The sequence below is a fragment of the Allobosea sp. OAE752 genome, assembly GCF_050433265.1.
GTDB lineage: Bacteria > Pseudomonadota > Alphaproteobacteria > Rhizobiales > Beijerinckiaceae > Allobosea > Allobosea spartocytisi.
This window is the reverse complement of record NZ_JBNPXO010000001.1, coordinates 707,780-728,946: the sequence shown is the minus strand read 5'-3', so window position 1 is coordinate 728,946 and position 21,167 is coordinate 707,780. Positions and strand designations below refer to the sequence as shown.

The window sequence follows — 21,167 nt, the reverse complement described above, 5'->3', positions numbered from 1 at the left end:
CTCAGTCCGCCGCTCGCGCCGCCTGGCGCAGTCGCTTCGCCGGCGGCAATCCATGGAGGGGGCCGATCGCCGCGATGGTCGGCTGGTGGCCGAGCAGCGAGCGGCCGGCATTGCGCACATCCGCCAGCGTCACCGCATCGAGCCGCGCCGCGAGCTCCTCGCGCGGGATCGCCCGGCCGAACAGCAGCACCTGCCGCGCCATCTGCTCGAGCTTGCCGCCCGGGCTCTCGAGCGAAGCCAGCAGCCCGACCTTCATCTGGGCGCGGGCGCGGGCGACCTCGACCTCGGTCACGTCTTCCGCCGCTTGCCGCAGGCAGCCGAGCGCGACCTCAATCAGCTCGTTGGCATCCTCCGGCGCGGTGCCGGCGCCGATGCCGAAAACGCCGCAATCGGAGAAGGGCCAATGGAAGGCGTCGATGGCATAGGCGAGGCCGCGCTGTTCGCGCACCTCCTGGAACAGCCGCGAGGACAGCCCGCCGCCGAGCACGGAAGCGAAGATCTGCAGCGGATAATGCGCTCCTTGCGCGAAGGGCAGGCCGGGCAGGCCGAGCACGAGATGCACCTGCTCCTCGTCGCTGCCGATCCGCGCCTCGCCGCCGCGATACTCGCCGGGCTCGCGGATGAGCGGCACCGCCGGCCGCGCGGGCAGGGCGGAGAGATGCTTGCGGGCGAGCGCGACGAGCTCGTCATGGTCGACGGCGCCGGATGCGGCCAGCACCATGTTCCCGGCATGGTAGTTCCGGGCGAGATAGGCGCGGATGGCGTCGGGCGTGAAGCCCTTCACCGTCTTCGCCGTGCCGAGGATCGGCCGGCCGATCGGCTGGTCGGGGAAGGCGGCCTGCAGGAAGCGATCATAGACGAGGTCGTCCGGCGTATCCTGCACCGCCGAGATCTCCTGCAGGATCACGCCCTTCTCGCGCTTCAGCTCCTCCTCGGTGAGGGCCGGCGCGGTGACGATGTCGGCGAGGATGTCGACCGCGAGCGCAAGGTCGGCGCCGAGCACGCGGGCGGTGTAGCAGGTGTATTCCACGCTGGTCGCGGCGTTGAGGTCGCCGCCGACGCTCTCGATCTCCTCGGCGATCTGCAAGGCGCTGCGCCTTGCCGTGCCCTTGAAGGCCATATGCTCCAGAAGATGGGCGAGGCCATGCTCATGGGGCAGCTCGTCGCGCGAGCCGGCCCCGATCCAGATGCCCAGCGAGACGGTCGCCGCATGCTCCATGTGCTGCGAGACGATCCGCAGACCCGAGGGCAGGGTGGTCAGGCCGACATCGGGATCATGCGCGCCGCGGCTTTCGTCGGGAGCCACGATCTCGGCCAGCTCGGCGGGCGCGGCCACGCTCACGCCGCGGCCCCCCGCACGGCGCGGGCATGCTCGCGCACGAAGGTCTCGATCGCCGCGAGGTCGTTCGGCAGCAACGTAACCCGCTCCTTGCGCTCCATCAGATCGGCGAGATGCGCCGGAAGCACCGGCTCGACGCCGCTGGCCGCTTTCACGGCGGCCGGGAACTTGGCCGGATGGGCGGTGCCGAGCACGATCGTTGGCGTTGCCGCGTCGCGGGCGAGCTTCTGGCGGGCGGCGCCGATGCCGATGGCGGTGTGCGGATCGGCGAGGTAGCCGCTCTCGGTCCAGGTCTGGCGGATCTCGGCGGCGATCTCGCTCTCGCTGAGCGCCGTCGCCTCGAACTCGCTGCGGATGCGGGCGAGCGGCTCGGGCCCGATCTCGAAGCGGCCGGACTGCTGCAACGATTGCATCAACCGCCGCACGGCGGCGCCGTCGCGCCCATGCGCCTCGAACAGCAGCCGCTCGAAATTGGAGGAGATCTGAATGTCCATCGAAGGCGAGGTCGTCGCCTGGACGCCACGCATCTCGTAGACGCCGCTCGCCAGCGTGCGGGGCAGGATGTCGTTGCTGTTGGTCGCGATCGTCAGGCGCTCGACGGGCAAGCCCATCCGCTTGGCGACCCAGCCGGCGAGGATGTCGCCGAAATTGCCGGTCGGCACTGCGAAGGACACCTTGCGGGCGGGCGCGCCGAGCGAAACCGCCGCCGTGAAGTAATAGACCACCTGCGCGGCGATGCGCGCCCAGTTGATCGAATTGACGCCGGACAGGCCGATCTCGTCGCGGAAGGCGTGATGGTTGAACATCGCCTTCACCAGGTTCTGGCAGTCGTCGAAGGTGCCTTCGACCGCGATGGCGTGGACGTTCTCCGCATCGACCGTGGTCATCTGCCGGCGCTGCACGTCCGAGACACGGCCCTGCGGATAGAGGATGAAGACGTCGACGCTCTTCAGCCCCTTGAAGGCGTCGATGGCCGCGCTGCCCGTATCGCCGGAGGTCGCGCCGACGATGGTGGCGCGCTGGCCGCGCAGGCCGAGCGTGTGGTCCATCAGCCGGCCGAGAAGCTGCATCGCCACGTCTTTGAAGGCGAGCGTCGGGCCGTGGAAGAGTTCGAGCACGAAGAGGTTGTCGCCGATCTGCGTCAGCGGGCAGACGGCCGGATGCCGGAAGCCGGCATAGGCGTCGTGGATCATCCGGCCGAGCGCCTTCGGCTCGACATCGCCGTCGCTCAGCGCGCCGATGACGCGCTCTGCCACGGCCGCATAGGACTTGCCGGAAAAGCCGGCGATCTCGGCGGCGTCGAGCGTGGGCCAGCTCTGCGGCAGATAAAGTCCGCCGTCGCGGGCGAGCCCGGTCAGGAGCGCGTCGGAAAAGCTGAGCGCCGGGGCTTCGCCCCGGGTGGAGACATGCAGCACGGTCTTGGGCCTCTTTGATCTATATCTGATGCTATAGGCCGGTCTGCTGCTTTGGGCAAAACCGTTTGATGTCGATCCTGCGGTCTCAGGCCGAGCCGGTGCCTTTCCGACCCTGCCAGGCATAAGCTCCGAACACCCCGACCAGCGTCAGTGCGAGCGCGAACCAGGTCAGCGCATATTGCAGGTGGTTGTCGGGAATGCGCCCGATCAGCTCGCGCACATCGACGCCGGCCGGCGGCGTCAGCCCGTCGCCCTCACGCTCGGCCTCCAGATAGAAGGGCGCCGGCGGCAGGTTGAGGGCGGCGGCGATGGCCGCGGGGTCGCGGGTGTAGAACTCGCGGATCGCCGGCAGGTCCGCCGGTGTGAAGGCGTTGCGCGTCTCGGGCGCGCGCAGGAAGCCGCGGATCGTGTCCGGGCCGGAAGCGGGACGGATCTGCCCGAATTTGCTTTCGGGGACGAAGCCGCGATTGACGAGGATGACGCCGCCATCCTCCAGCCTGAAGCCCTGGAAGATCCAGCGCCCGAAGCCGGAGAGCTGGCGTGTTCCCGGCGGTCCCGCCGCGATCGTGGTGCGCACGCCCGCGACATGCTCGTCGGTATAGCTGCCCTTGGCGACCACATGGGTCAGGTCGAGCGCGCCGGCGTCGAGCTTCGCCCAGTCGGCGCTCGGCGGCATCGGCGCCGGGGCGCCCGCGGACTGGGTCTCGAGCCGGTCGATATAGGCGCGCTTCTCCTGCATCCGCTCGAGCTGCCAGGTGCCGAGCCCGCAAAGCACTACGGCGCCCAGAACGGTCAGGAGCCCCGGTAGCAGCAGGCCGGGTCTCTTCGCCTTGGCTGACGGGGAGGTCACTTCTCGCGCCTGCCTTCCTCGGCCTTGTTGACGTATTGCAGCGCCACCGCGAGCCCCTTCATCGGCCGCAGCAGCGCGAGGCAGATGGCGATCGCGAGCGGCAGCCAGATGGCGAGATGCAGCCAGATCGGCGGCTCATAGGCGATCTCGACATAGAGCGCCGCCCCCAGCACCACGAAGCCTGCGATCAGCATGATGAACACGGCCGGCCCGTCGGCGGAATCGGCGAATTTGTAGTCGAGCCCGCAGGCGCTGCAGCGCGGCTTAAGCTTGAGGAAGCCGTCGAAAAGCGCGCCCTCGCCGCAGCGCGGGCAGCGCCCGGCGAGCCCCGTCGCATAGGGGGAGGGAAGGGAGGGTTGAGGTTCGGCCATTGATGCCTCCTGAACGAAAAAGGCGGCCTCGCGGCCGCCTTCTGTCAGCGCGACCGCCGGGCGCGCGGCAGCCGGTCAGTGCCCGGCAGCGGTCTGTGCGCCAGCGCCCCAGACATAGATCGAGACGAACAGGAACAGCCAGACCACGTCGACGAAGTGCCAGTACCAGGCGGCGAACTCGAAGCCGAGATGCTGCTCCGGCTTGAAGTGGCCAAGATAGGCCCGGTAGAGGCACACCGCCAGGAAGATCGTGCCGATGATGACATGCGCGCCGTGGAAGCCGGTCGCCATGAAGAAGGTGGCGCCGTAGATGTTGCCGCTGAAGGCGAAGGCCGCATGCGAATATTCGTAGGCCTGGCACAGCGTGAACAGCAGGCCGAGGATCACGGTCAGCCACAGGCCCTGCTTCAGGCCGGCCCGGTCATTGTTGATCAGGGCGTAGTGCGCCCAGGTCACGGTGGTGCCGGAGGTCAGCAGGATCAGCGTGTTGAGCAGCGGCAGATGCCAGGGATCGAAGGTCTCGATGCCCTTCGGCGGCCAGACGCCACCGGTGAAGTCGTGGCGCAGGAAATTGATCTGCTCGTAGGAGAACAGGCTCGCGTCGAAATAGGCCCAGAACCAGGCGACGAAGAACATCACCTCGGAGGCGATGAACATGATCATGCCGTAGCGGTGATGGAGCTGCACCACGCGGGTGTGATGGCCTTCCTTCTCCGCCTCGCGGATCACGTCCATCCACCAGGACAGCATGGTGTAGAGCACGCCGAGCATGCCGACGCCGAAGACCAGCGGGCCGATATGCAGGCCGCCGACCGGCAGGGCCTTCATCCACATCACGGCGCCGATCGCCATGATGGTCGCGCTGGTCGCGCCGATGAGCGGCCACGGGCTCGGATCGACGAGGTGGTAATCGTGGTGCTTCGTATGGGCCCCGGCCATCGTATTCGGTCTCCGCGTGCGACTTCTTGTCCGCGCTCTCTGTGAGCGCGCTTTTACAGTTTCGGATTCTTCGCGTCACCCTTGGCGGTGCCGGCCTGGTCCTCGGCGACCGGCTGCCCTGCCTTGGAGGCGAAGTAGGTGTAGGAAAGGGTGATGGCCTTGATGCCGTCGAGATCGCGATTCTGCGCGATTTCCGGGTCGATGTAGAACACCACCGGCGCCTCGAAGCTCTCGCCCGGCTTCAGCGTATGCTCGGTGAAGCAGAAGCACTGGATCTTCACGAAATAGGCCGCGCTCTGCTCGGGCGTGACATTGTAGGTCGCGATGCCCGTCACCGTGCGGTCGGAGCGATTCGTGACCTTGTAGAACACCGTCTGGGTGATGCCGACCTGCGCGCTGATCTCGGGGCTCTCGGCCTCGAACTTCCAGCCGAGGCCGGGCGCGACATTCGCGTCGAAACGCACGGAGATGAAGCGGTCCAGCACCTTGCCGGTCGCGGCGGTGCCGATCTGCGGCGTGCCGCCGAAGCCGGTGACCTTGCAGAACAGGTCGTAGAGCGGCACGGCCGCGAAGGACATGCCGAGCATGCCGAAGGCGACGCCGACGCAGATCAGCGCCGTGCGGGTCGATTTCGCGGAATGCGTCGCCACGCGGCTGTCGGAGGGCTTCGTCATCACAGCGGCCGGTTCATGATGGCCGGGCCGGTCTTCACCAGCGTCACCACGAAGAAGAAGACCACCAGCCCGGCCAGAACCAGCGCGAGCGCCAGGTTCCGGCGCCGACGGCGCGCCATGTCCTCCGGAGAGAAGGGCGCCGGCGCGACCTTTCGGTTGTGATTCTCGCTCATCCGATCACCTTCGGCAGCGTCCACATCAGGCCGAAGACGTTCTCGACGAGCAGCACCGCGAAGAGCAGGAACAGATAGAGGATCGAGAAGCCGAAGAGCGACCAGCAGGCCTTGATCGCGGCTTGCCCCTCGGTGCGGCGCCAGACCTGGATCGAAAGCCAGATCATGGCGAGCCCGGTCGTGACCGAAACCACGAGATAGATCAGTCCGCCGAAGCCCATCAGCGCCGGCAGCACCGCGACCGGCGCCATGACCAGCGAATAGAGCACGATCTGCCGGCGGGTCGCGGCCGGGCCGGCGACATTCGGCATCATAGGGATGCCGGCGCGGGCGTAATCGGCGGATTTGACCAGCGCCAGCGCCCAGAAATGCGGCGGCGTCCACAGGAAGATGATCGCGAACAGCACCAGCGAGTGCCAGCCGAACTGGCCGGTGACGACCGCCTCGCCGATCATCGGCGGGAAGGCGCCGGCGGCACCGCCGATGACGATGTTCTGCGGCGTCCAGCGCTTCAGCCACATCGAATAGACGACGGCATAGAAGAAGATGGTGAAGGCCAACATCGCCGCCGCGAGCAGGTTGGCGACGAGCCCGAGCACCAGCACGGAGCCGACCGAGAGGGTCAGCCCGAAGGCGAGCGCCTCGGAGGGCAGGATCCGGCCTGACGGGATCGGGCGCTTGGCCGTGCGGCTCATCAGCGTGTCGATATCGGCGTCGTACCACATGTTGAGGCAGCCCGAGGCGCCGGCCCCGACCGCGATCGCCAGCAGCGCCGCCAGCGCCAGCACCGGGTGCACCGTGCCGGGCGCCGTCGCCATGCCGGTCAGCGCCGTCACCACGACGAGCGACATCACCCGCGGCTTCAGCAGCGCGAAGAAATCGCGCGCCTCGCCGGTGGAGGCGATGGTGCCTTCGGTGTGGGTTTCGAACGCGGCGGACATCGATCTGATCGTCTTCGTACTCTTTGGATCGGCACCGTTCAGTGGGCCGGGGTATTGCGAGCGGTTTGCGGTCGCCCGTCTCCGGAACGCCTCTCGGGAGGCGCTCGGGGGAAGGGCGGCGGCGGACCCTGAGGTCCGCCGCCGGTCGTCTCAGTGGTCCGAGCCGGTGATGCGCGGCAGCGTCTCGAACTGGTGGAAGGGCGGCGGCGAGGACAGCGTCCACTCCAGCGTCGTTGCGCCTTCGCCCCACGGATTGTTGCCGGCGAGTTCCTTGCGGCTGAACGCGACCACGATGCCGTAGAGCCAGACAAGGAGGCCAGCCGCGAAGATGTAGGAGCCGATCGACGACCAGAAATGCCAGCCGGCGAAGGCATCCGGATAGTCCACATAATGACGCGGCATGCCGGCGAGCCCGAGGAAGTGCTGCGGGAAGAACAGCAGGTTCGCGCCGATGAAGGCGATCCAGAAGTGCAGGCGGCCGATCCAGTCCGGCATGATGTAGCCGCTCATCTTCGGGAACCAGTAGTAGAAGCCCGCGAAGATGCCGAACACGGCGCCGAGCGACAGCACGTAGTGGAAGTGGGCCACGACGTAATAGGTCGCATGCAGCGAGCGATCGACGCCGGCATTGGCCAGCACCACGCCGGTGACGCCGCCGACGGTGAACAGGAAGATGAAGCCGATCGCCCAGACCATCGGCGCGGTGAAGCGGATCGAACCGCCCCACATCGTCGCGATCCAGGAGAAGATCTTGATGCCGGTCGGCACCGCGATGACCATCGTCGCGAACACGAAATAGCGCTGCGTGTTGAGCGAAAGGCCGGCGGTGTACATGTGGTGCGCCCACACGATGAAGCCGACGACGCCGATCGCGACCATCGCGTAGGCCATGCCGAGATAGCCGAAGATCGGCTTCTTCGAGAAGGTCGAGATGATGTGGCTGACGATGCCGAAGGCCGGCAGGATCATGATGTAGACTTCGGGGTGACCGAAGAACCAGAACAGGTGCTGGTACAGGATCGGGTCGCCGCCGCCGGCCGGGTCATAGAAGGTGGTGCCGAAGTTGCGGTCGGTCAGCAGCATGGTGATCGCGCCGGCGAGCACCGGCAGCGCCAGCAGCAGCAGGAAGGCGGTGACCAGCACGCCCCAGGCGAACAGCGGCATCTTGTGCATGGTCATGCCAGGCGCGCGCATGTTCAGGATCGTGGTGATGAAGTTGATCGCGCCCAGGATCGAGGCCGCGCCCGCCAGGTGCAGCGACAGGATGCCGAAATCGACCGACGGCCCGGGATGGCCCGCCGTCGAGAACGGCGGATAGATCGTCCAGCCCGTGCCGACGCCGTTGGCGCCGGGCGCGCCGGGCACGAAGAGCGAGATGACGAGCAGCACGAAACCGGCGACCGTCAGCCAGAACGAGATGTTGTTCATGCGCGGGAAGGCCATGTCCGGCGCGCCGATCATCAGCGGCACGAACCAGTTGCCGAAGCCGCCGATCACGGCGGGCATGACCATGAAGAAGATCATGATCAGGCCGTGGCCGGTGACGAAGACGTTGTAGGTCTGGCCGCTCGAGAAGATCTGCAGGCCCGGATACATGAGCTCGATGCGCATCATGATCGACAGGAAGCCGCCGACCAGGCCCGCAATGATCGAGAAGATCAGGTAGAGGGTCCCGATGTCCTTGTGGTTGGTGGACAGAAGCCAGCGCCGCCACCCGGTCGGGTGGTCATGGGCTGCGTCGTGTCCGTGGTCGTGAGCGTGCGGTGCCGCGGTTGCCATGGTCTAGTCTCCTCGGCGAATTACTTCGAGGCCGCGGCGAGCTTGCGGCCCGCATCTTCGGCATTGGCGAATTTCTGCTTCGCCTCCGTCAGCCAGGCGGCATAGCGCTCCTGGCTGACGACGCGGAAGGCGATCGGCATGTAGGAGTGGTTCTGGCCGCAGATGAACGAGCACTGGCCGTAATAGATGCCCTCGCGCTCGGCCATGAACCAGGTCTCGTTCAGGCGGCCGGGGATGGCGTCGATCTTGATGCCGAAGGACGGCACCGTGAATTTGTGGATGACGTCGGCGCCGGTGACCTGGACCCGGACGATCTTGCCGACCGGGACGACCGCCTCGTTGTCGACGGCGAGCAGGCGGGGCGCCTCATCGGCGGCGATCTTCTTGGAGGCGATCGCCTCGGCGCGCTGCTTCTCGTCGAGCATCAGCGAATCGAAGCCGAAGGCGGCGGCGTTGTCCTGCGCGTATTCATAGGACCAGTACCACTGCTTGCCGGTGACCTTGATGGTCATGTCGGCCTTCGGCACCTCGAGCTGCAGCTTGAGCAGGCGGAAGGAGGGGATGGCGATCACGACCAGGATCAGGACCGGGATCACGGTCCAGGCCACTTCGAGCAAGGCGTTATGCGTGGTCTTGGAGGGGACCGGGTTGGCCTTCTCGTTGAAGCGGAAGATCACATAGACCAGCAGCGCGAGCACGAAGAGCGTGACCACGAAGATGATGATGTTCAGCCAGTCGTGGAACCAGTGGATGTAATCCGAGACGGGGGTCGCCGCGCCCTGCAGATTCATCTGCCAGGGAGTGGGCATGCCGGTGCCGGCGAAAGCCGGGACGGTCGCCAGCGCGATGGCTGCAAGGGCCGCGAGCGCGGCGGTTGCAAGGGTCCTGCTCAGAAATCGCATCGGTCCGACATAGCTCCTCAATCGACCTGCATGGGAGCCGGAGCTCGGGTCCATGCACGAAGGGGCGACCGTGAGGTCGCCCTGCTCTTCGGGATTGCGATAAATCAAAGATCACGCTTGCGCCAGAGGGACAATGCCGGCTGCGCCTCATGTCGTGCGGCATAAGCACGCGAGGTGGGGTTTGAAGTGCGGCATCGGGGCGCGGTCCGCCTTGACAGGACCGGGCCTGCATGGTCCGAACGCGTTTTATGTTGATGGCGGTGGGATTTCGTGGCGCGGCCGGGCTTTCGCCCGAATCCTGCGTTCCTGCTGTGGTTTGTGTCGCAAGATGCGATTTGGAAGGATGGCAGGGATGAAGAGGATCCTGGGGGCGCTTGGTGCGCTGGTGCTGGCGCTCATGGCGGCCGGCCTCGCCGCCGGTCCCGCTTATGCGCAGGGTACGGTGCGCTCGACACATGGCGACTGGCAGATGCGCTGCGAGGTGCCGCCCGGCGCCAAGGCCGAGCAATGCGCGCTCGTCCAGAACGTCGCCGCCGAGGATCGCCCGAATCTCACGCTCCTCGTCATCGTGCTGAAGACGGCCGACCAGAAGAGCCGGCTCCTGCGCGTCGTCGCTCCGCTCGGCGTGCTGCTGCCCTCGGGGCTCGGCCTCAAGATCGACGACAAGGATATCGGCCGCGCCGGCTTCGTCCGCTGCCTGACCACCGGCTGCGTCGCCGAGGTCGTCATGGACGATGCGCTGCTTGGCCAGCTCAAGAGCGGCAAGAGCGCGACATTCATCGTATTCCAGACGCCGGAGGAGGGGGTGGGCGTGCCCGTTTCGCTCAACGGCTTCGGCCCTGGCGTGGAGGCTTTGCCGTGATCGATCGAACCCTTGACCGGAGCCGCTGGCTCGCTCTGCCGCTGCTCTGCCTGGGCCTTGCCGGCTGCGGCTCGCCCTCATCATCCTCCGCCGGCAGCACGGCGCTCAACATGCTGATGTTCCAGTCCGCCACCCCGCCGCCGGCGGACCAGCTGCCGAAGGACGAGGACGACATGACGGTCGTCTGTCCGGAGGTCATCGTCGCCGATGGCGGCGCCGCGATCCGGGCCCAGGCCGGGCAGGATTCGAGCGGCCTGCGCTACCAGATCTCGATCACCAACGTCGCGCGCGAATGCACGCCGACCGGCAATGGCGGCTTCCGCCTCAAGGTCGGCGTCGAGGGCCGCATCCTGCTCGGCCCGGCTGGCGGTGCCGGCAACTACGGCGCCACGCTGACCACGACGGTGACGCGCGGCACCGATGTCGTCGCACGTCGCGGCGCGCGCGTCGGCGGGACGATCCCGTCCGGGCAGGGCGGCGTCGACTTCACCCATGTCGAGGAGGGCATCACCGTGCCGCCCGGCAAGAGCGACGTCGAGATCATCGTCGGCCTGGGGCAGGGCGGCGCGGCGACACCGGCCCGCCATCGCCGTCGATAACGGCAGGCATTGCCGTGAAAGAAGGCGCCGCCCGGATTGACTGGGCCGGCGCCTTCTGTATCTGTGCCCGAAGCCGCATATCCCCGCGGGAGAGACCGGGCCTGATCCGTCAGGGCCGGCGCCGAAGGCGCAACCGCCCCGGAAACGCTCAGGCAAAAGGACCGCTGGGGAGTTGGCGCTCTGGAAAGTGGCGGAAGCGATTCCGCCCACCGACGGGTGTAACCTGTCCGGCTGAGTTGGCCGGGGCGGGGAAATCTCTCAGGTTCCGAGACAGAGGGGGCGCGTTCCGGACAGTTCCGTCCGGGGCTTGCGCTCGACTCTGGAAGGGGCCGCCATGGCTGCCGAAGCCGCCGATGCCACGGATGCCGTGGTGCTCAAGACCCCGCTTCATGCGCGCCATGTCGCGCTCGGCGCCCGCATGGTGCCCTTCGCCGGCTATGACATGCCGGTGCAGTATCCGACGGGCATCCTGACCGAGCACAACTGGACGCGCGACAAGGCCGGGCTCTTCGACGTCTCGCATATGGGCCAGTGCTTCCTGATCGGCCCCGATCACGAGACCACGGCCAAGGCGCTGGAAGCGCTGATTCCCGCCGATATCGTCAATCTCGCCCCCGGCAAGCAGCGCTACTCGCAGCTTCTGAACGAGGAGGGCGGCATCCTCGACGACCTGATGATCACGCGCTCGATCGACCCCGATGAGGACGGCGCGCTCTATCTCGTCGTCAACGCCGCCTGCAAGGATGCCGACTACGCCCATATCGAGGCGCGCCTGCCGGCCAACGTGAAGCTCATCAAGGCCGAGCATCGCGGCCTGATCGCGCTGCAGGGGCCGGGCGCCGAAGCCGCGCTCGCGGCCATCGCGCCGGAAGCCGCCGAGATGGGCTTCATGACCTCGCGCACCATGAAGGTCGCCGGCATCAAGGCCAATGTCAGCCGCTCCGGCTATACCGGCGAGGACGGCTACGAGATTTCTGCCGCAGCGGCGAAGATCGGCGAGATCTGGGACACGCTGCTGCTCGATGCCAACGTCAAGCCGATCGGCCTCGGTGCCCGCGATTCGCTACGGCTCGAAGCGGGCTTGTGCCTCTACGGCCACGACATCGACACCACGACCTCGCCGATCGAGGCCGCGCTCAACTGGTCGATCCAGAAGCGCCGCCGCGAGGAGGGCGGCTTCCCCGGCGCCGCGCGCATCCAGCGCGAACTGGCCGAGGGCACGTCCCGCATCCGCGTCGGCTTGCTGCCGGAAGGCCGCGCCCCGGCCCGCGAAGGCACGGAGATCGCGACGCCTGAGGGCGAGGTGATCGGCACCGTGACCTCGGGCGGCTTCGGCCCGACGCTGAACGGCCCGCTCGCCATGGGCTATGTCGCCAAGGCCCATTCCGCGCCGGGCACCAAGCTCAACCTCATCGTGCGTGGCAAGCCGCTGCCGGCTGTCGTGGCGCCGATGCCCTTCGTCCCCAACGGTTACAAGCGCTGATCCGATTTCCCGATTTTCGCCAGGAGGAAACCATGGCCGAGACCCGCTACACCAAGGACCATGAATATATCCGCATCGAGGGTGACACCGGCACGGTCGGCATTTCCGACTACGCCCAGTCCCAGCTCGGCGACGTCGTCTTCGTCGAGCTGCCGACGGTCGGCAAGGCGCTGAGCAAGGGCGGCGAGGCCGCGGTGGTCGAGAGCGTCAAGGCCGCTTCGGAGGTCTACGCCCCGGTTTCCGGCGAGGTCGTCGAGGTCAATGGCGAGCTCGAAGCCGCGCCGGGCACCGTCAACGAGGACCCGGCCGGCAAGGGCTGGTTCCTCAAGATCAAGCTCACGGACGCAGCCGAGCTCGACGCGCTGATGAGCGAGGACGAGTACCAGAATTACGTGAAGACGCTCTGATGTCGCTCCACCGTCATTCCGGGCAAGACGCGTAGCGGCGCAGACCCGGAATCCATCGTGGGGCACAGCGCTCTACGGTGGATTCCGGCTCTCCGCTTCGCTCTGGCCGGAATGACGGAGCGCTTTGAATCGAAAAGATACGGACGCACCCCATGCGCTATCTCCCCCTTACCGATACCGACCGCGAGGACATGCTTGCACGGATCGGCGTCTCCGACATCGACGCGCTGTTCAGCGACGTGCCGGCCGGCAAGCTGCTGAAGGCCCCGGTCGACCTGCCCCGCGCCAAGGGCGAGCTCGAGGTCGAGCGCATCCTCGGCAATATGGCCGGCAAGAACACCGCCGCCTCGGCCGTTCCCTTCTTCGTCGGCGCCGGCGCCTACAAGCACCATGTTCCGGCGACGGTGGATCACCTGATCCAGCGCTCGGAATTCCTGACCAGCTACACGCCCTACCAGCCCGAGATCGCGCAGGGCACACTGCAATATCTCTTCGAGTTCCAGACCCAGGTCGCCGCGCTGACCGGCATGGAGGTCGCCAACGCCTCGATGTATGATGGCTCGACCGGCACCGGCGAGGCCGTGCTGATGGCGCATCGCGTCACCAAGCGCCGCAAGGCGGTGCTCTCCGGCGGCCTGCACCCGCATTACACCGCGGTCGTCGAGACCCTTTCCGAGATGGCCAATGACGAGGTCGTGGTCCTGAAGCCCGACGTCTCGGCCAGCGAGGACATCCTCTCCCAGATCGACGACAGCACCTCCTGCGTCGTCGTCCAGTCGCCCGACGTCTTCGGCAATCTGCGCGACCTCAAGCCGATCGCCGAGAAGGCTCATGCCCATGGCGCGCTGCTGATCGCGGTCTTCACCGAGGTCGTCTCGCTCGGCGCCGTCGTGCCGCCGGGCGCGCAGGATGCCGATATCGTCGTCGGCGAGGGCCAGTCGATCGGCAACGCGCTGAATTTCGGCGGCCCCTATGTCGGCCTCTTCGCCGCCAAGTCGAAATATATCCGCCAGATGCCGGGCCGGCTCTGCGGCGAGACGGTCGATTCGACCGGCCAGCGCGGCTTCGTGCTGACGCTCTCGACGCGCGAGCAGCATATCCGCCGCGACAAGGCGACCTCGAACATCTGCACCAATTCCGGCCTCTGCGTGCTGGCCTTCACCATCCACATGACGCTGCTGGGCCAGACCGGCCTCGCGCGCCTTGCCGAGGTGAACCACGCCAATGCCGTGAAGCTCGCCGACGCGCTCGCGGGCGTCGAAGGCGTGAAGGTGCTCAACGACAGCTTCTTCAACGAGTTCACCGTGAAGCTGAAGAAGCCGGCCGCCGAGGTCGTCGAGGTGCTCGCCGCCAGGGGTATCCTGGCCGGCGTCCCCGTCTCCCGCCTCCTGCCCAAGGCTGGGCTCGACGACCTGCTGATCATCGCCTCGACCGAGGTGAATACCGATGAAGACCGGGCGGCCCTCGTGGCGGCGCTCGTGGAGGTGCTGTGATGTTGAACCGTCAGGGACGTCCCACCCAGGCCGGCGAGGCCTCGCACGAAGAGCACCTCACTTTCACCGGCAACAAGGCTCTCCAGCAGATCGAGCCGCTGATCTTCGAGATCGGCCATCGCGAGACGACCGGTGTCGACATCGACAAGCCGGCGCCGTTCAAGTCGCGGCTGGGCAAGCATGCCCGCCAGGGCGAGATCGGCCTGCCCGGCCTCTCCGAGCCCGAGACGATGCGTCACTATGTGCGCCTCAGCCAGAAGAACTACGGCATCGACACCGGGCTCTTCCCGCTCGGCTCCTGCACGATGAAGCACAATGCCCGCCTCAACGAGAAGGTGGCGCGGCTTCCGGGCTTCTCCGACGTGCACCCCCTGCAGCCGATCTCGACCGTGCCCGGCGCGCTCGACCTGATGCTTGAGCTCGCCCGCTACCTGATGACGCTGACCGGCATGCCGGCCGTCGCCCTCTCTCCGAAGGCCGGTGCTCATGGCGAGGCTTGCGGCATGATGGCGATCAAGGCCGCCATCGCGGCGAAGGGCGAGGGCGCGACCCGCAATGTCGTGCTCGTCCCCGAATCGGCCCACGGCACCAACCCGGCGACGGCGGCCCTGATCGGCTTCTCGGTGAAGGCGGTTCCGGCCCGTCCGGACGGCACTGTCGCGGTCGAGGACGTCAAGGCCCTGCTCGGGCCGGACATCGCCGCGATCATGCTGACCAACCCGAACACCTGCGGCATCTTCGAGCCCCAGATCGTCGAGATCGCCGCGGCAATGCATGAGGCCGGCGCCTATTTCTACTGCGACGGCGCCAATTTCAACGCGATCGTCGGCAAGGCCCGTCCGGGCGATCTCGGCGTCGACGCCATGCACATCAATCTGCACAAGACCTTCTCGACGCCCCATGGCGGCGGTGGTCCCGGTGCCGGCCCGGTCGTGCTCTCCGAGCGTCTGGCGCCCTTCGCGCCGGTGCCTTTCATCCATGTCGAGAACGGCAAGCCGCATCTGATCGAGTCGCGCGCCGAAGCGCCGGCGGGCAACCATCCCTTCGGCCGCATGACCGCCTTCCACGGCCAGATGGGCATGTATGTCCGCGCGCTGGCTTACATGCTGAGCCACGGCTCGGACGGCATGCGCCAGGCTTCGGAGGACGCGGTTCTTAACGCGAACTACATCCGTGCGGGCTTGAGCGACCTGATGTCGCTGCCCTTCCCGGACCATCCCTCGATGCATGAAGTGCTGTTCGACGACGAATGGCTCAAGGGCACCGGCGTCTCGACGCTCGATTTCGCCAAGGCGATGATCGACGAGGGCTACCATCCGATGACGGTGTATTTCCCGCTCGTCGTCCATGGCGCCATGCTGATCGAGCCGACGGAGTCGGAATCGAAGGCGGCGCTCGACCTCTTCATCGCGACGCTGCGCGACCTCGCCATCGCGGCCAAGGGCAACGACAAGGAGCGCTTCACCAGCGCCCCGCATCACGCCCCGATCCGCCGCCTCGACGAGACCCGCGCCGCCCGTTCGCCGGTGCTGAAATGGACGGAGCCGGCTCCGGTCAAGGCCGCGGCGGAGTAGGGGAGCGGCCCGCCCTGACGATATCCGTCAGCATGGTGAAGGGCGCCCGCCGATTCTTAAGCATTCCTTGACCATGTCGGGGAATGATCGCCTCCGTGCCGCCTTGTGTGGCTCGGGGGTAGTTCGATGTTCCTGCGTAACGCCATCCTCGCTACGGCGGCTGTTGCCGCCCTCGCGGCGCTACCCGCGCGCGCCAACGAGGCGAGCTATGGCCCCAACACCTATGACCGCACTCTGGAAGCGCTGATCGCGCATGAGGACGTCGCCGCGCGCGGCGGCTGGCCGAAGGTGCCGGCAGGCGCCGCATCCCTCAAGCCCGATTCGCGGGGGCCGGACGTCGTCGCGCTGAAGCAGCGTCTCGTCGCGGGCGGCGACCTTTCGGCCGAGGCCCTGCCGGGCGACGTCTACGATGCGGCCGTCGTCGAGGCGGTGAAGCGCTTCCAGCGCCGCCACGGTCTCTCGGATCTCGGCACGGTCGGCCGCCTCACCCTCAAGGCGATGAACACGCCGGTCGAGATGCGCCTCAACCAGCTCACCGCCACGCTCGAGCGGCTCAAGGGCAACGGCTTCAACTTCGCCAGCCGCTATGTCGTGGTGAACATCCCCGGCGCCAGCGTCGAGGCGGTGGAGAACGGCGAGGTGAAGGAGCGCCATCTCGCCATCGTCGGGCGGCCGGACCGGCCCTCGCCGGTGATCCAGGCCAACATCACCTCGGTCAATCTGAACCCTTATTGGACTGTGCCGATGTCGATCGTGAAGGCCGACATCATCCCGCATATGCGCAAGGATCCGACGTTCATCGCCAAGTCGAACATGAAATTGCTCGGAGCCGAGAACAAGGAGATCGATCCGGCGAGCGTCAAATGGGCGACCCTGAGCAATCCGTATTTCTACGTCCGGCAGGAGCCCGGTCCGACCAATTCGCTGGGCCAGCTCAAGATCGACATGCCCAACAGCGATGCGGTCTACATGCACGACACGCCGAAGAAGACGCTGTTCCGCAACGATGTGCGCTTCAACTCCTCGGGCTGCGCCCGGATCGAGGGTGTCCGCGACCTTGCCGCCTGGCTGCTCGAAGGCTCCGAATGGAGTCGACAGGCGATCGAGGACGAGATCGCCAAGGGCGAGCGCAAGAACATCCCGCTGAAGAAGGCGGTGCCGGTGGCCTGGGTCTATCTCACCGGGTGGCAGGGCGCCGACGGGCAGGTCCAGTTCCGCGACGACATCTACGGCCTCGACACGCCGCAAGGCATCGTCACCTCGACGATCCAGCCACGCAAGCCCAAGCCGAAAGCCACCGCCGCGGTTCCCCCAGTGAGGCCGGCTGCTGCGCCGAAGACCGCCTCGGGCAATCCGCCGGCGGCGCAGGCGACTGCCAGCAACTGAGGCGTTCTCGATCTCAAGCCCTCATCCTGAGGAGCCGCGCCAGCGGCGTCTCGAAGGATGATCCAGCCATCTCCTGAGCCTCCTGGAGCATCCTTCGAGACCCAGCCTAGGGCTGCGCCTCAGGATGAGGGCTCGAATATTGGAAGAATCTAGGGCGTCTTCAGGATCGCCATCACGGCGCCGATCGCCTCAGCGCGCGCTTTCGGGTCGCTGCCGATCGTGACCATGCCGTCGGGCCGCTGGGAATAAGCCGCCTTGCGCTCGCGCAAGGGCAGGCCCGGATGGTCGAAATCGTGATAGGCGCCGGGAAAGCCGACGAAGCGCGCTCCGCCGCGCTGCGCGAGCTCCTCGCAAGGTGCAGCTGGCGTCCAGTCATCGGCCAGTCCCTGGAAGATCGCCGTGTCCGTCCGCGCGCGCCAGTCACGCTTCAGCATGACGCGGCAGCCGGGATAGAAGGCGATGACGTGGCGCAGGCGTTTGGCCTCGGGGCTGTCTGCGACGCGTAGCGCCGTGGAGCCGCCATTCGACCAGCCAATCAGGCTGATGCGCTGGCTAGCGGCGAAGCTCTGCCTGTTCAGCCAGTCGACGGCGGCGAAGGCGTCGCGGGCGCGGCCGGCGGGCGTCAGCGATCGTTCACGCTCGGTGCAGAGCGCCTTGATGCCGCGCGGACCGAAGCTGTCGACCAGCAGCACGGCGTAGCCTGCCTGCGTCAGCCGCTGCGACCAGTCCGTCTCGCGTGCGCCGACCTCGCCCGAGCGCGTGTAGAGCCCCGCGCAGCCATGCAGGCCGATCACGACAGGGAAGGGGCCGGCCCCCTCCGGACGCGCCAGCCAGCCGATGAGATCCTGCGCGTCACGTGACGGAAAGCTCACCTTTTCGAAGGCGCGGGCTCCACCGAGCGTGGCGGCGAGAACGAGCGGTGCGAGCCGGAGCGAGCGAAGAAGATTGCCGATCACCGCGTCTGTCCTCCGATCCGGGGCACCGCCATCGCCAAGCTATCCCAGAGCATGATCTCGGCGGAAGCGGGCAAAGAAAAACGCCGCGCTCCGAAGAGCGCGGCGTCGAATGTTCGAACGATCCGGCCAGGGCTCAGTTGAGCTTGGCCTTGACCTCGGTGAGCCCTGCGGCGAAGGCGGCCTCGCCAGCCTTGCCGGCCATCTGGCCGCGCAAGATGGTCTCGGCGGCCTTGCTGGCGGCCTCCGCAGCCGCGGCGCGAACCTCGGCCTCGGCCTGGCTCTCAGCCTGGGCGATCTTCTCCTCGGCCGTCTTGGTCCGGCGGGCGACGAAGTCCGCGAGCTTGGCCTCGGCCTCGGCCGCGAGGCGCTTGGCCTCCTCGGTGGCGGAGGAGATGATCTCGGCGGCCTCGGCCTCGGCGGCCTTGCGCTTGGCGTCGTATTCGCCAAGCAGCTTCTCGGCCTCCACGCGCAGGCGGCGAGCCTCCGCCAGCTCATGGGCGACCTTTTCGCCGCGGGCGTCGAGGCCCTTCACGATCATCTTCGGCACGCCGAATTTGACCAGGATCGCAAGGAAGATGACGAGCGCGACGCCAACCCAGAAAGTATCCATCAAAACTCTCCTCAGCCGCGCGACAGCGCCTGGTCGACCGCTTCCGAAGCCTCGGAGGCGGTCGGGGCCTGGCCCGTCAGCTTGGTGACGATCGCGATCGCGACGTCGCTGCCGAGGCCGCGCACATTGCCCATCGCTTCGGTTTTGGTCTTGGCGATGGTCGCCTCGGCCTGGGCCAGCTTGGCGGCAAGCTCGGCCTCGGTCGCATGACGCTGGGCGTCGCTCGCCTTGGCACCGGTGTCGCGCGCCGTCTGGGCGATGCCCTGGGCGTTCTTGCGCGCCTCGGCGAGGGCCTTCTCATAGGCCTGCGCCATGTCCTCGGCCTTGGCCTGCATCTCGGCCGCCTGGTCGAGGTCGCGGCCGATCGTGTTGGCGCGCTCCTCGAGAATCTCGCCGATGCGCGGCAGCGCGACCTTCGACATCAGCCAGTAGAGCGCGGCGAAGGTGATGGCGAGCCAGAACAGGTTGCTGGCGAAATGGGCCGGGTCGAAAGGCGGAAAGGATGCTCCCTCGCCGCTCTCGCCGTGTTTTTGCTCGGCAGCCTGCGCCGCGCCAGCCAGCAGAGTGGCGAACGAGGCGACAGCCAGCGGCCATCCTTGTCGCACGAACCCTGAAGATCGAACCGGCATGGGGTGCCTTTCAGCGCAAAGGATAGGAAGAAGGTCGCGCCCGCGGCCGAAAGCGGCCAGCGCGCGCGACTTGTGTCGTGCGGTCGACGAAAACGTCAGACCACGAAGAGCAGGACGAGCGCGACGACGAACGCGAAGATGCCCAGACCTTCGGCGAGCGCCGCGCCGATGAAGGCGCGCGGGAACTGGCCGTCGGCGGCCGACGGGTTGCGCAGCGCGCCGGACAGGAAGTTGCCGAAGATGGTGCCGACGCCGATGGCGGCGAGGCCCATGCCGAGCGAGGCGAGGCCGGCGCCGATGAACTTGGCTGCAACAGGATCCATGATGTTTCTCCAGTGGGAAGGCTAAAGGGCTGGTTGAACTCTTAACGGCGCTTGCAGGGCCTCAGTGGCCGGGATGCAGCGCGTCGTTGAGATAGACGCAGGTCAGGATCGCGAAGACATAGGCCTGCAGAACCGCGACGAGGACTTCGAGCGCCGTCAGCGCGACCGCCAGCAGCAGCGGCAGCGGCGCGATGGCGTATGTGAACAAGCCAGCGGCGGCACCGGTGGTCAGCGCGACGACGAAGCCGCCGAAGACCTTGAGCGCGATATGGCCGGCGAGCATGTTGCCGAACAGGCGAAGCGAGAGCGAAACCGGGCGCGACACGAAGGAGACGACCTCGATCAGCACCACGAAGGGCAGGAGCCAGCCGGGCACGCCCGACGGCACGAACAGGCCGAAGAAATGGGTGCCATGCTTGGCGATGCCGTAGATCAGCACGACGCTCATCACGAGCACGGCCAGGGCCGCGGTGACGATGATCTGGCTGGTGACGGTGAAGGAGCCGGGAAGCAGGCCGAGCAGGTTGGACGCCAGCACGAACATGAACAGCGAGAACACGAAGGGGAAGAACTTCATGCCGTCCTTGTTCATCACCCCGGTGAGGGTGGAGGCGACGAATTCGTACATCATCTCGGCGAGCGACTGCAGCCGGCCGGGAACGACCGAACGCTGGCTCGAGCCATAGATCATGATTGCCGAGACGACCGCGGTCACGATCACCATCCACAGCGAGGTGTTGGTGAAGGACAGGTTGAGGCCGAACGGCTTCAGCTCCACGATCGGGTTGATGTGGAATTGGTGGATCGGATCGATTCCGCCGCCAGCCGCCATGATTTCGTCCCTCGTCGTGCGGCTTTATGGGCCGCCCCTTCGGTCAATCTCTCTTCGGATCGCTCTTCGACACGGAGGTCGGGCGCGAACCGAGCCGATAGACGGATCTGAAGCCCGCGATGGTTCCGATCACCAGGAAGGCGATCAGCAGGAACGGAGACGTTCCAAGCCACCGGTCGCCGAGGTACCCGATCAGGGCGCCTGCGATGATGCCGCCTGCGAGATCCGTCGCGGCGCGAAAGCCGGAGGACATCGCGCCCGCAAGGGCCTTGTCCTCTCCAGCCGGACCCGCGCCCGGCTTTTCGTTCTCCTCCGCCCGCTTGATCGCGGACTTCAGGGAACCCAGTCTTGCGCGCAACTCCGAGTCTGAGGCGTTGGGGTCAGGTTCGGTCATGGTCCCGGGTCTCCCGTCTTGATCGTGAAATCGCCACGATCCGGCGAAAAACCAGTATAACCCTGTCCAAACCCGCGCATCGAGCCGTCGTCAGCACGGCCTCCTTTATTGGCAGCCCCCCGCGCTGTCAAGGCAGGTGGATAATAGCTAACGCATTGGAATATCTGTAAATTCAGGCTAAGTGCGACATTCTCGCCGCATTGCGGCGGCGATTGTGGCATTTTTTCAGCGGCTCC

General features: G+C 66.9%; 23 protein-coding genes and 1 riboswitch. Of the genes, 7 read left to right on the top strand and 16 right to left on the bottom strand.

Features of this window, described 5'->3' with window-relative positions:
* Window position 1: 1 nt before the first annotated feature.
* The 10 genes from GGC47_RS03410 to coxB form a co-directional block, all read right to left on the bottom strand.
* On the bottom strand, window positions 2-1,306 hold the full coding sequence (locus GGC47_RS03410; protein ID WP_038362286.1) for a M16 family metallopeptidase: 1,305 nt from the start codon (window positions 1,304-1,306) through the stop codon (window positions 2-4).
* 32 nt (window positions 1,307-1,338) lie between these two features.
* Window positions 1,339-2,754, bottom strand: coding sequence for a threonine synthase (gene thrC, locus GGC47_RS03405; protein ID WP_142020147.1), 1,416 nt, complete (start codon window positions 2,752-2,754; stop codon window positions 1,339-1,341).
* A gap of 85 nt (window positions 2,755-2,839) precedes the next feature.
* Entirely contained in the window at window positions 2,840-3,604 is a 765-nt protein-coding gene (locus GGC47_RS03400; protein ID WP_112762906.1) for an SURF1 family protein, read from the bottom strand.
* Window positions 3,601-3,975, bottom strand: a complete 375-nt coding sequence (locus GGC47_RS03395; protein WP_038360917.1) for a DUF983 domain-containing protein — start codon at window positions 3,973-3,975, stop codon at window positions 3,601-3,603. The genes GGC47_RS03400 and GGC47_RS03395 overlap by 4 nt, the downstream gene beginning before the upstream one ends.
* 75 nt (window positions 3,976-4,050) lie before the next feature.
* Window positions 4,051-4,914: a cytochrome c oxidase subunit 3 gene (locus GGC47_RS03390; protein WP_112762905.1), complete on the bottom strand. Its 864-nt coding sequence runs from the start codon at window positions 4,912-4,914 to the stop codon at window positions 4,051-4,053.
* A 53-nt stretch (window positions 4,915-4,967) separates the two neighbouring features.
* Window positions 4,968-5,588: a cytochrome c oxidase assembly protein gene (locus GGC47_RS03385; RefSeq protein ID WP_112762904.1), complete on the bottom strand. Its 621-nt coding sequence runs from the start codon at window positions 5,586-5,588 to the stop codon at window positions 4,968-4,970.
* Window positions 5,588-5,761 (bottom strand): hypothetical protein, encoded by a 174-nt coding sequence (locus GGC47_RS03380; protein ID WP_166652956.1) that lies wholly within the window; start codon window positions 5,759-5,761, stop codon window positions 5,588-5,590. The genes GGC47_RS03385 and GGC47_RS03380 overlap by 1 nt, the downstream gene beginning before the upstream one ends.
* Window positions 5,758-6,702: a heme o synthase gene (locus GGC47_RS03375; RefSeq protein ID WP_142020148.1), complete on the bottom strand. Its 945-nt coding sequence runs from the start codon at window positions 6,700-6,702 to the stop codon at window positions 5,758-5,760. Before GGC47_RS03375 ends, GGC47_RS03380 begins: the two co-directional genes overlap by 4 nt.
* A 150-nt stretch (window positions 6,703-6,852) precedes the next feature.
* Entirely contained in the window at window positions 6,853-8,481 is a 1,629-nt protein-coding gene (gene ctaD / locus GGC47_RS03370) for a cytochrome c oxidase subunit I (protein ID WP_038360928.1), read from the bottom strand.
* Window positions 8,482-8,501: 20 nt separating this feature from the next.
* A complete protein-coding gene (gene coxB / locus GGC47_RS03365; protein ID WP_038360930.1) occupies window positions 8,502-9,383 on the bottom strand; it encodes a cytochrome c oxidase subunit II in 882 nt (293 codons plus the stop codon).
* A gap of 352 nt (window positions 9,384-9,735) precedes the next feature.
* On the opposite strand from coxB, the gene GGC47_RS03360 reads away from it, so the two are divergent.
* The 7 genes from GGC47_RS03360 to GGC47_RS03330 all read left to right on the top strand — a co-directional run bounded on the left by GGC47_RS03360 (window position 9,736) and on the right by GGC47_RS03330 (window position 17,187).
* Window positions 9,736-10,245 (top strand): invasion associated locus B family protein, encoded by a 510-nt coding sequence (locus tag GGC47_RS03360; protein ID WP_142020149.1) that lies wholly within the window; start codon window positions 9,736-9,738, stop codon window positions 10,243-10,245.
* The gene (locus tag GGC47_RS03355; protein ID WP_051987687.1) at window positions 10,242-10,844 is read left to right on the top strand and encodes a hypothetical protein; all 603 of its coding nucleotides are present in this window, start codon (window positions 10,242-10,244) and stop codon (window positions 10,842-10,844) included. The genes GGC47_RS03360 and GGC47_RS03355 overlap by 4 nt, the downstream gene beginning before the upstream one ends.
* A 76-nt stretch (window positions 10,845-10,920) precedes the next feature.
* Window positions 10,921-11,018: riboswitch (glycine riboswitch) on the top strand.
* Between the two features lie 160 nt (window positions 11,019-11,178).
* Window positions 11,179-12,327: a glycine cleavage system aminomethyltransferase GcvT gene (gene gcvT, locus GGC47_RS03350; RefSeq protein ID WP_038360935.1), complete on the top strand. Its 1,149-nt coding sequence runs from the start codon at window positions 11,179-11,181 to the stop codon at window positions 12,325-12,327.
* Between the two features lie 32 nt (window positions 12,328-12,359).
* On the top strand, window positions 12,360-12,734 hold the full coding sequence (gcvH, locus tag GGC47_RS03345; protein WP_038360938.1) for a glycine cleavage system protein GcvH: 375 nt from the start codon (window positions 12,360-12,362) through the stop codon (window positions 12,732-12,734).
* A gap of 152 nt (window positions 12,735-12,886) precedes the next feature.
* The gene (gene gcvPA / locus GGC47_RS03340; protein ID WP_429066879.1) at window positions 12,887-14,227 is read left to right on the top strand and encodes an aminomethyl-transferring glycine dehydrogenase subunit GcvPA; all 1,341 of its coding nucleotides are present in this window, start codon (window positions 12,887-12,889) and stop codon (window positions 14,225-14,227) included.
* Window positions 14,227-15,801 carry an aminomethyl-transferring glycine dehydrogenase subunit GcvPB gene (gene gcvPB, locus GGC47_RS03335; protein ID WP_429066876.1) on the top strand — a complete coding sequence of 525 codons (1,575 nt, stop codon included), beginning with the start codon at window positions 14,227-14,229 and terminating at the stop codon, window positions 15,799-15,801. The genes gcvPA and gcvPB overlap by 1 nt, the downstream gene beginning before the upstream one ends.
* Before the next feature lie 126 nt (window positions 15,802-15,927).
* A complete protein-coding gene (locus GGC47_RS03330; protein ID WP_429066874.1) occupies window positions 15,928-17,187 on the top strand; it encodes a L,D-transpeptidase family protein in 1,260 nt (419 codons plus the stop codon).
* Between the two features lie 149 nt (window positions 17,188-17,336).
* Here the strand turns inward: GGC47_RS03330 and GGC47_RS03325 are convergent, their stop codons facing one another.
* The 6 genes from GGC47_RS03325 to GGC47_RS03300 form a co-directional block, all read right to left on the bottom strand.
* Complete coding sequence (locus GGC47_RS03325; RefSeq protein ID WP_142020153.1) at window positions 17,337-18,143, bottom strand: dienelactone hydrolase family protein; 807 nt, start codon at window positions 18,141-18,143, stop codon at window positions 17,337-17,339.
* Between the two features lie 133 nt (window positions 18,144-18,276).
* Entirely contained in the window at window positions 18,277-18,753 is a 477-nt protein-coding gene (locus GGC47_RS03320; protein WP_038360948.1) for a F0F1 ATP synthase subunit B family protein, read from the bottom strand.
* An 11-nt stretch (window positions 18,754-18,764) separates the two neighbouring features.
* A complete protein-coding gene (locus tag GGC47_RS03315) occupies window positions 18,765-19,358 on the bottom strand; it encodes a F0F1 ATP synthase subunit B family protein (protein WP_370954672.1) in 594 nt (197 codons plus the stop codon).
* A 119-nt stretch (window positions 19,359-19,477) separates the two neighbouring features.
* The gene (locus GGC47_RS03310; protein ID WP_038360954.1) at window positions 19,478-19,705 is read right to left on the bottom strand and encodes a F0F1 ATP synthase subunit C; all 228 of its coding nucleotides are present in this window, start codon (window positions 19,703-19,705) and stop codon (window positions 19,478-19,480) included.
* 61 nt (window positions 19,706-19,766) lie between these two features.
* On the bottom strand, window positions 19,767-20,537 hold the full coding sequence (locus tag GGC47_RS03305) for a F0F1 ATP synthase subunit A (RefSeq protein WP_038360957.1): 771 nt from the start codon (window positions 20,535-20,537) through the stop codon (window positions 19,767-19,769).
* 43 nt (window positions 20,538-20,580) lie between these two features.
* Complete coding sequence (locus GGC47_RS03300) at window positions 20,581-20,931, bottom strand: AtpZ/AtpI family protein (RefSeq protein ID WP_051987690.1); 351 nt, start codon at window positions 20,929-20,931, stop codon at window positions 20,581-20,583.
* Between the last annotated feature and the right edge of the window lie 236 nt (window positions 20,932-21,167).

What these genes read in the sequence shown, in the direction of transcription:
- gcvH (WP_038360938.1), top strand. Translation starts at nt 12,360, where the DNA reads ATGGCCGAGACCCGCTACACCAAGGACCATGAATATATCCGCATCGAG.
- GGC47_RS03395 (WP_038360917.1), bottom strand. Translation starts at nt 3,975, where the DNA reads ATGGCCGAACCTCAACCCTCCCTTCCCTCCCCCTATGCGACGGGGCTC.
- GGC47_RS03300 (WP_051987690.1), bottom strand. Translation starts at nt 20,931, where the DNA reads ATGACCGAACCTGACCCCAACGCCTCAGACTCGGAGTTGCGCGCAAGA.
- gcvPB (WP_429066876.1), top strand. Translation starts at nt 14,227, where the DNA reads ATGTTGAACCGTCAGGGACGTCCCACCCAGGCCGGCGAGGCCTCGCAC.
- GGC47_RS03330 (WP_429066874.1), top strand. Translation starts at nt 15,928, where the DNA reads ATGTTCCTGCGTAACGCCATCCTCGCTACGGCGGCTGTTGCCGCCCTC.
- GGC47_RS03310 (WP_038360954.1), bottom strand. Translation starts at nt 19,705, where the DNA reads ATGGATCCTGTTGCAGCCAAGTTCATCGGCGCCGGCCTCGCCTCGCTC.
- GGC47_RS03380 (WP_166652956.1), bottom strand. Translation starts at nt 5,761, where the DNA reads ATGAGCGAGAATCACAACCGAAAGGTCGCGCCGGCGCCCTTCTCTCCG.
- gcvPA (WP_429066879.1), top strand. Translation starts at nt 12,887, where the DNA reads ATGCGCTATCTCCCCCTTACCGATACCGACCGCGAGGACATGCTTGCA.
- ctaD (WP_038360928.1), bottom strand. Translation starts at nt 8,481, where the DNA reads ATGGCAACCGCGGCACCGCACGCTCACGACCACGGACACGACGCAGCC.
- coxB (WP_038360930.1), bottom strand. Translation starts at nt 9,383, where the DNA reads ATGCGATTTCTGAGCAGGACCCTTGCAACCGCCGCGCTCGCGGCCCTT.
- GGC47_RS03385 (WP_112762904.1), bottom strand. Translation starts at nt 5,588, where the DNA reads ATGACGAAGCCCTCCGACAGCCGCGTGGCGACGCATTCCGCGAAATCG.
- GGC47_RS03305 (WP_038360957.1), bottom strand. Translation starts at nt 20,537, where the DNA reads ATGGCGGCTGGCGGCGGAATCGATCCGATCCACCAATTCCACATCAAC.
- gcvT (WP_038360935.1), top strand. Translation starts at nt 11,179, where the DNA reads ATGGCTGCCGAAGCCGCCGATGCCACGGATGCCGTGGTGCTCAAGACC.
- GGC47_RS03390 (WP_112762905.1), bottom strand. Translation starts at nt 4,914, where the DNA reads ATGGCCGGGGCCCATACGAAGCACCACGATTACCACCTCGTCGATCCG.
- GGC47_RS03320 (WP_038360948.1), bottom strand. Translation starts at nt 18,753, where the DNA reads ATGGATACTTTCTGGGTTGGCGTCGCGCTCGTCATCTTCCTTGCGATC.
- GGC47_RS03375 (WP_142020148.1), bottom strand. Translation starts at nt 6,702, where the DNA reads ATGTCCGCCGCGTTCGAAACCCACACCGAAGGCACCATCGCCTCCACC.
- GGC47_RS03360 (WP_142020149.1), top strand. Translation starts at nt 9,736, where the DNA reads ATGAAGAGGATCCTGGGGGCGCTTGGTGCGCTGGTGCTGGCGCTCATG.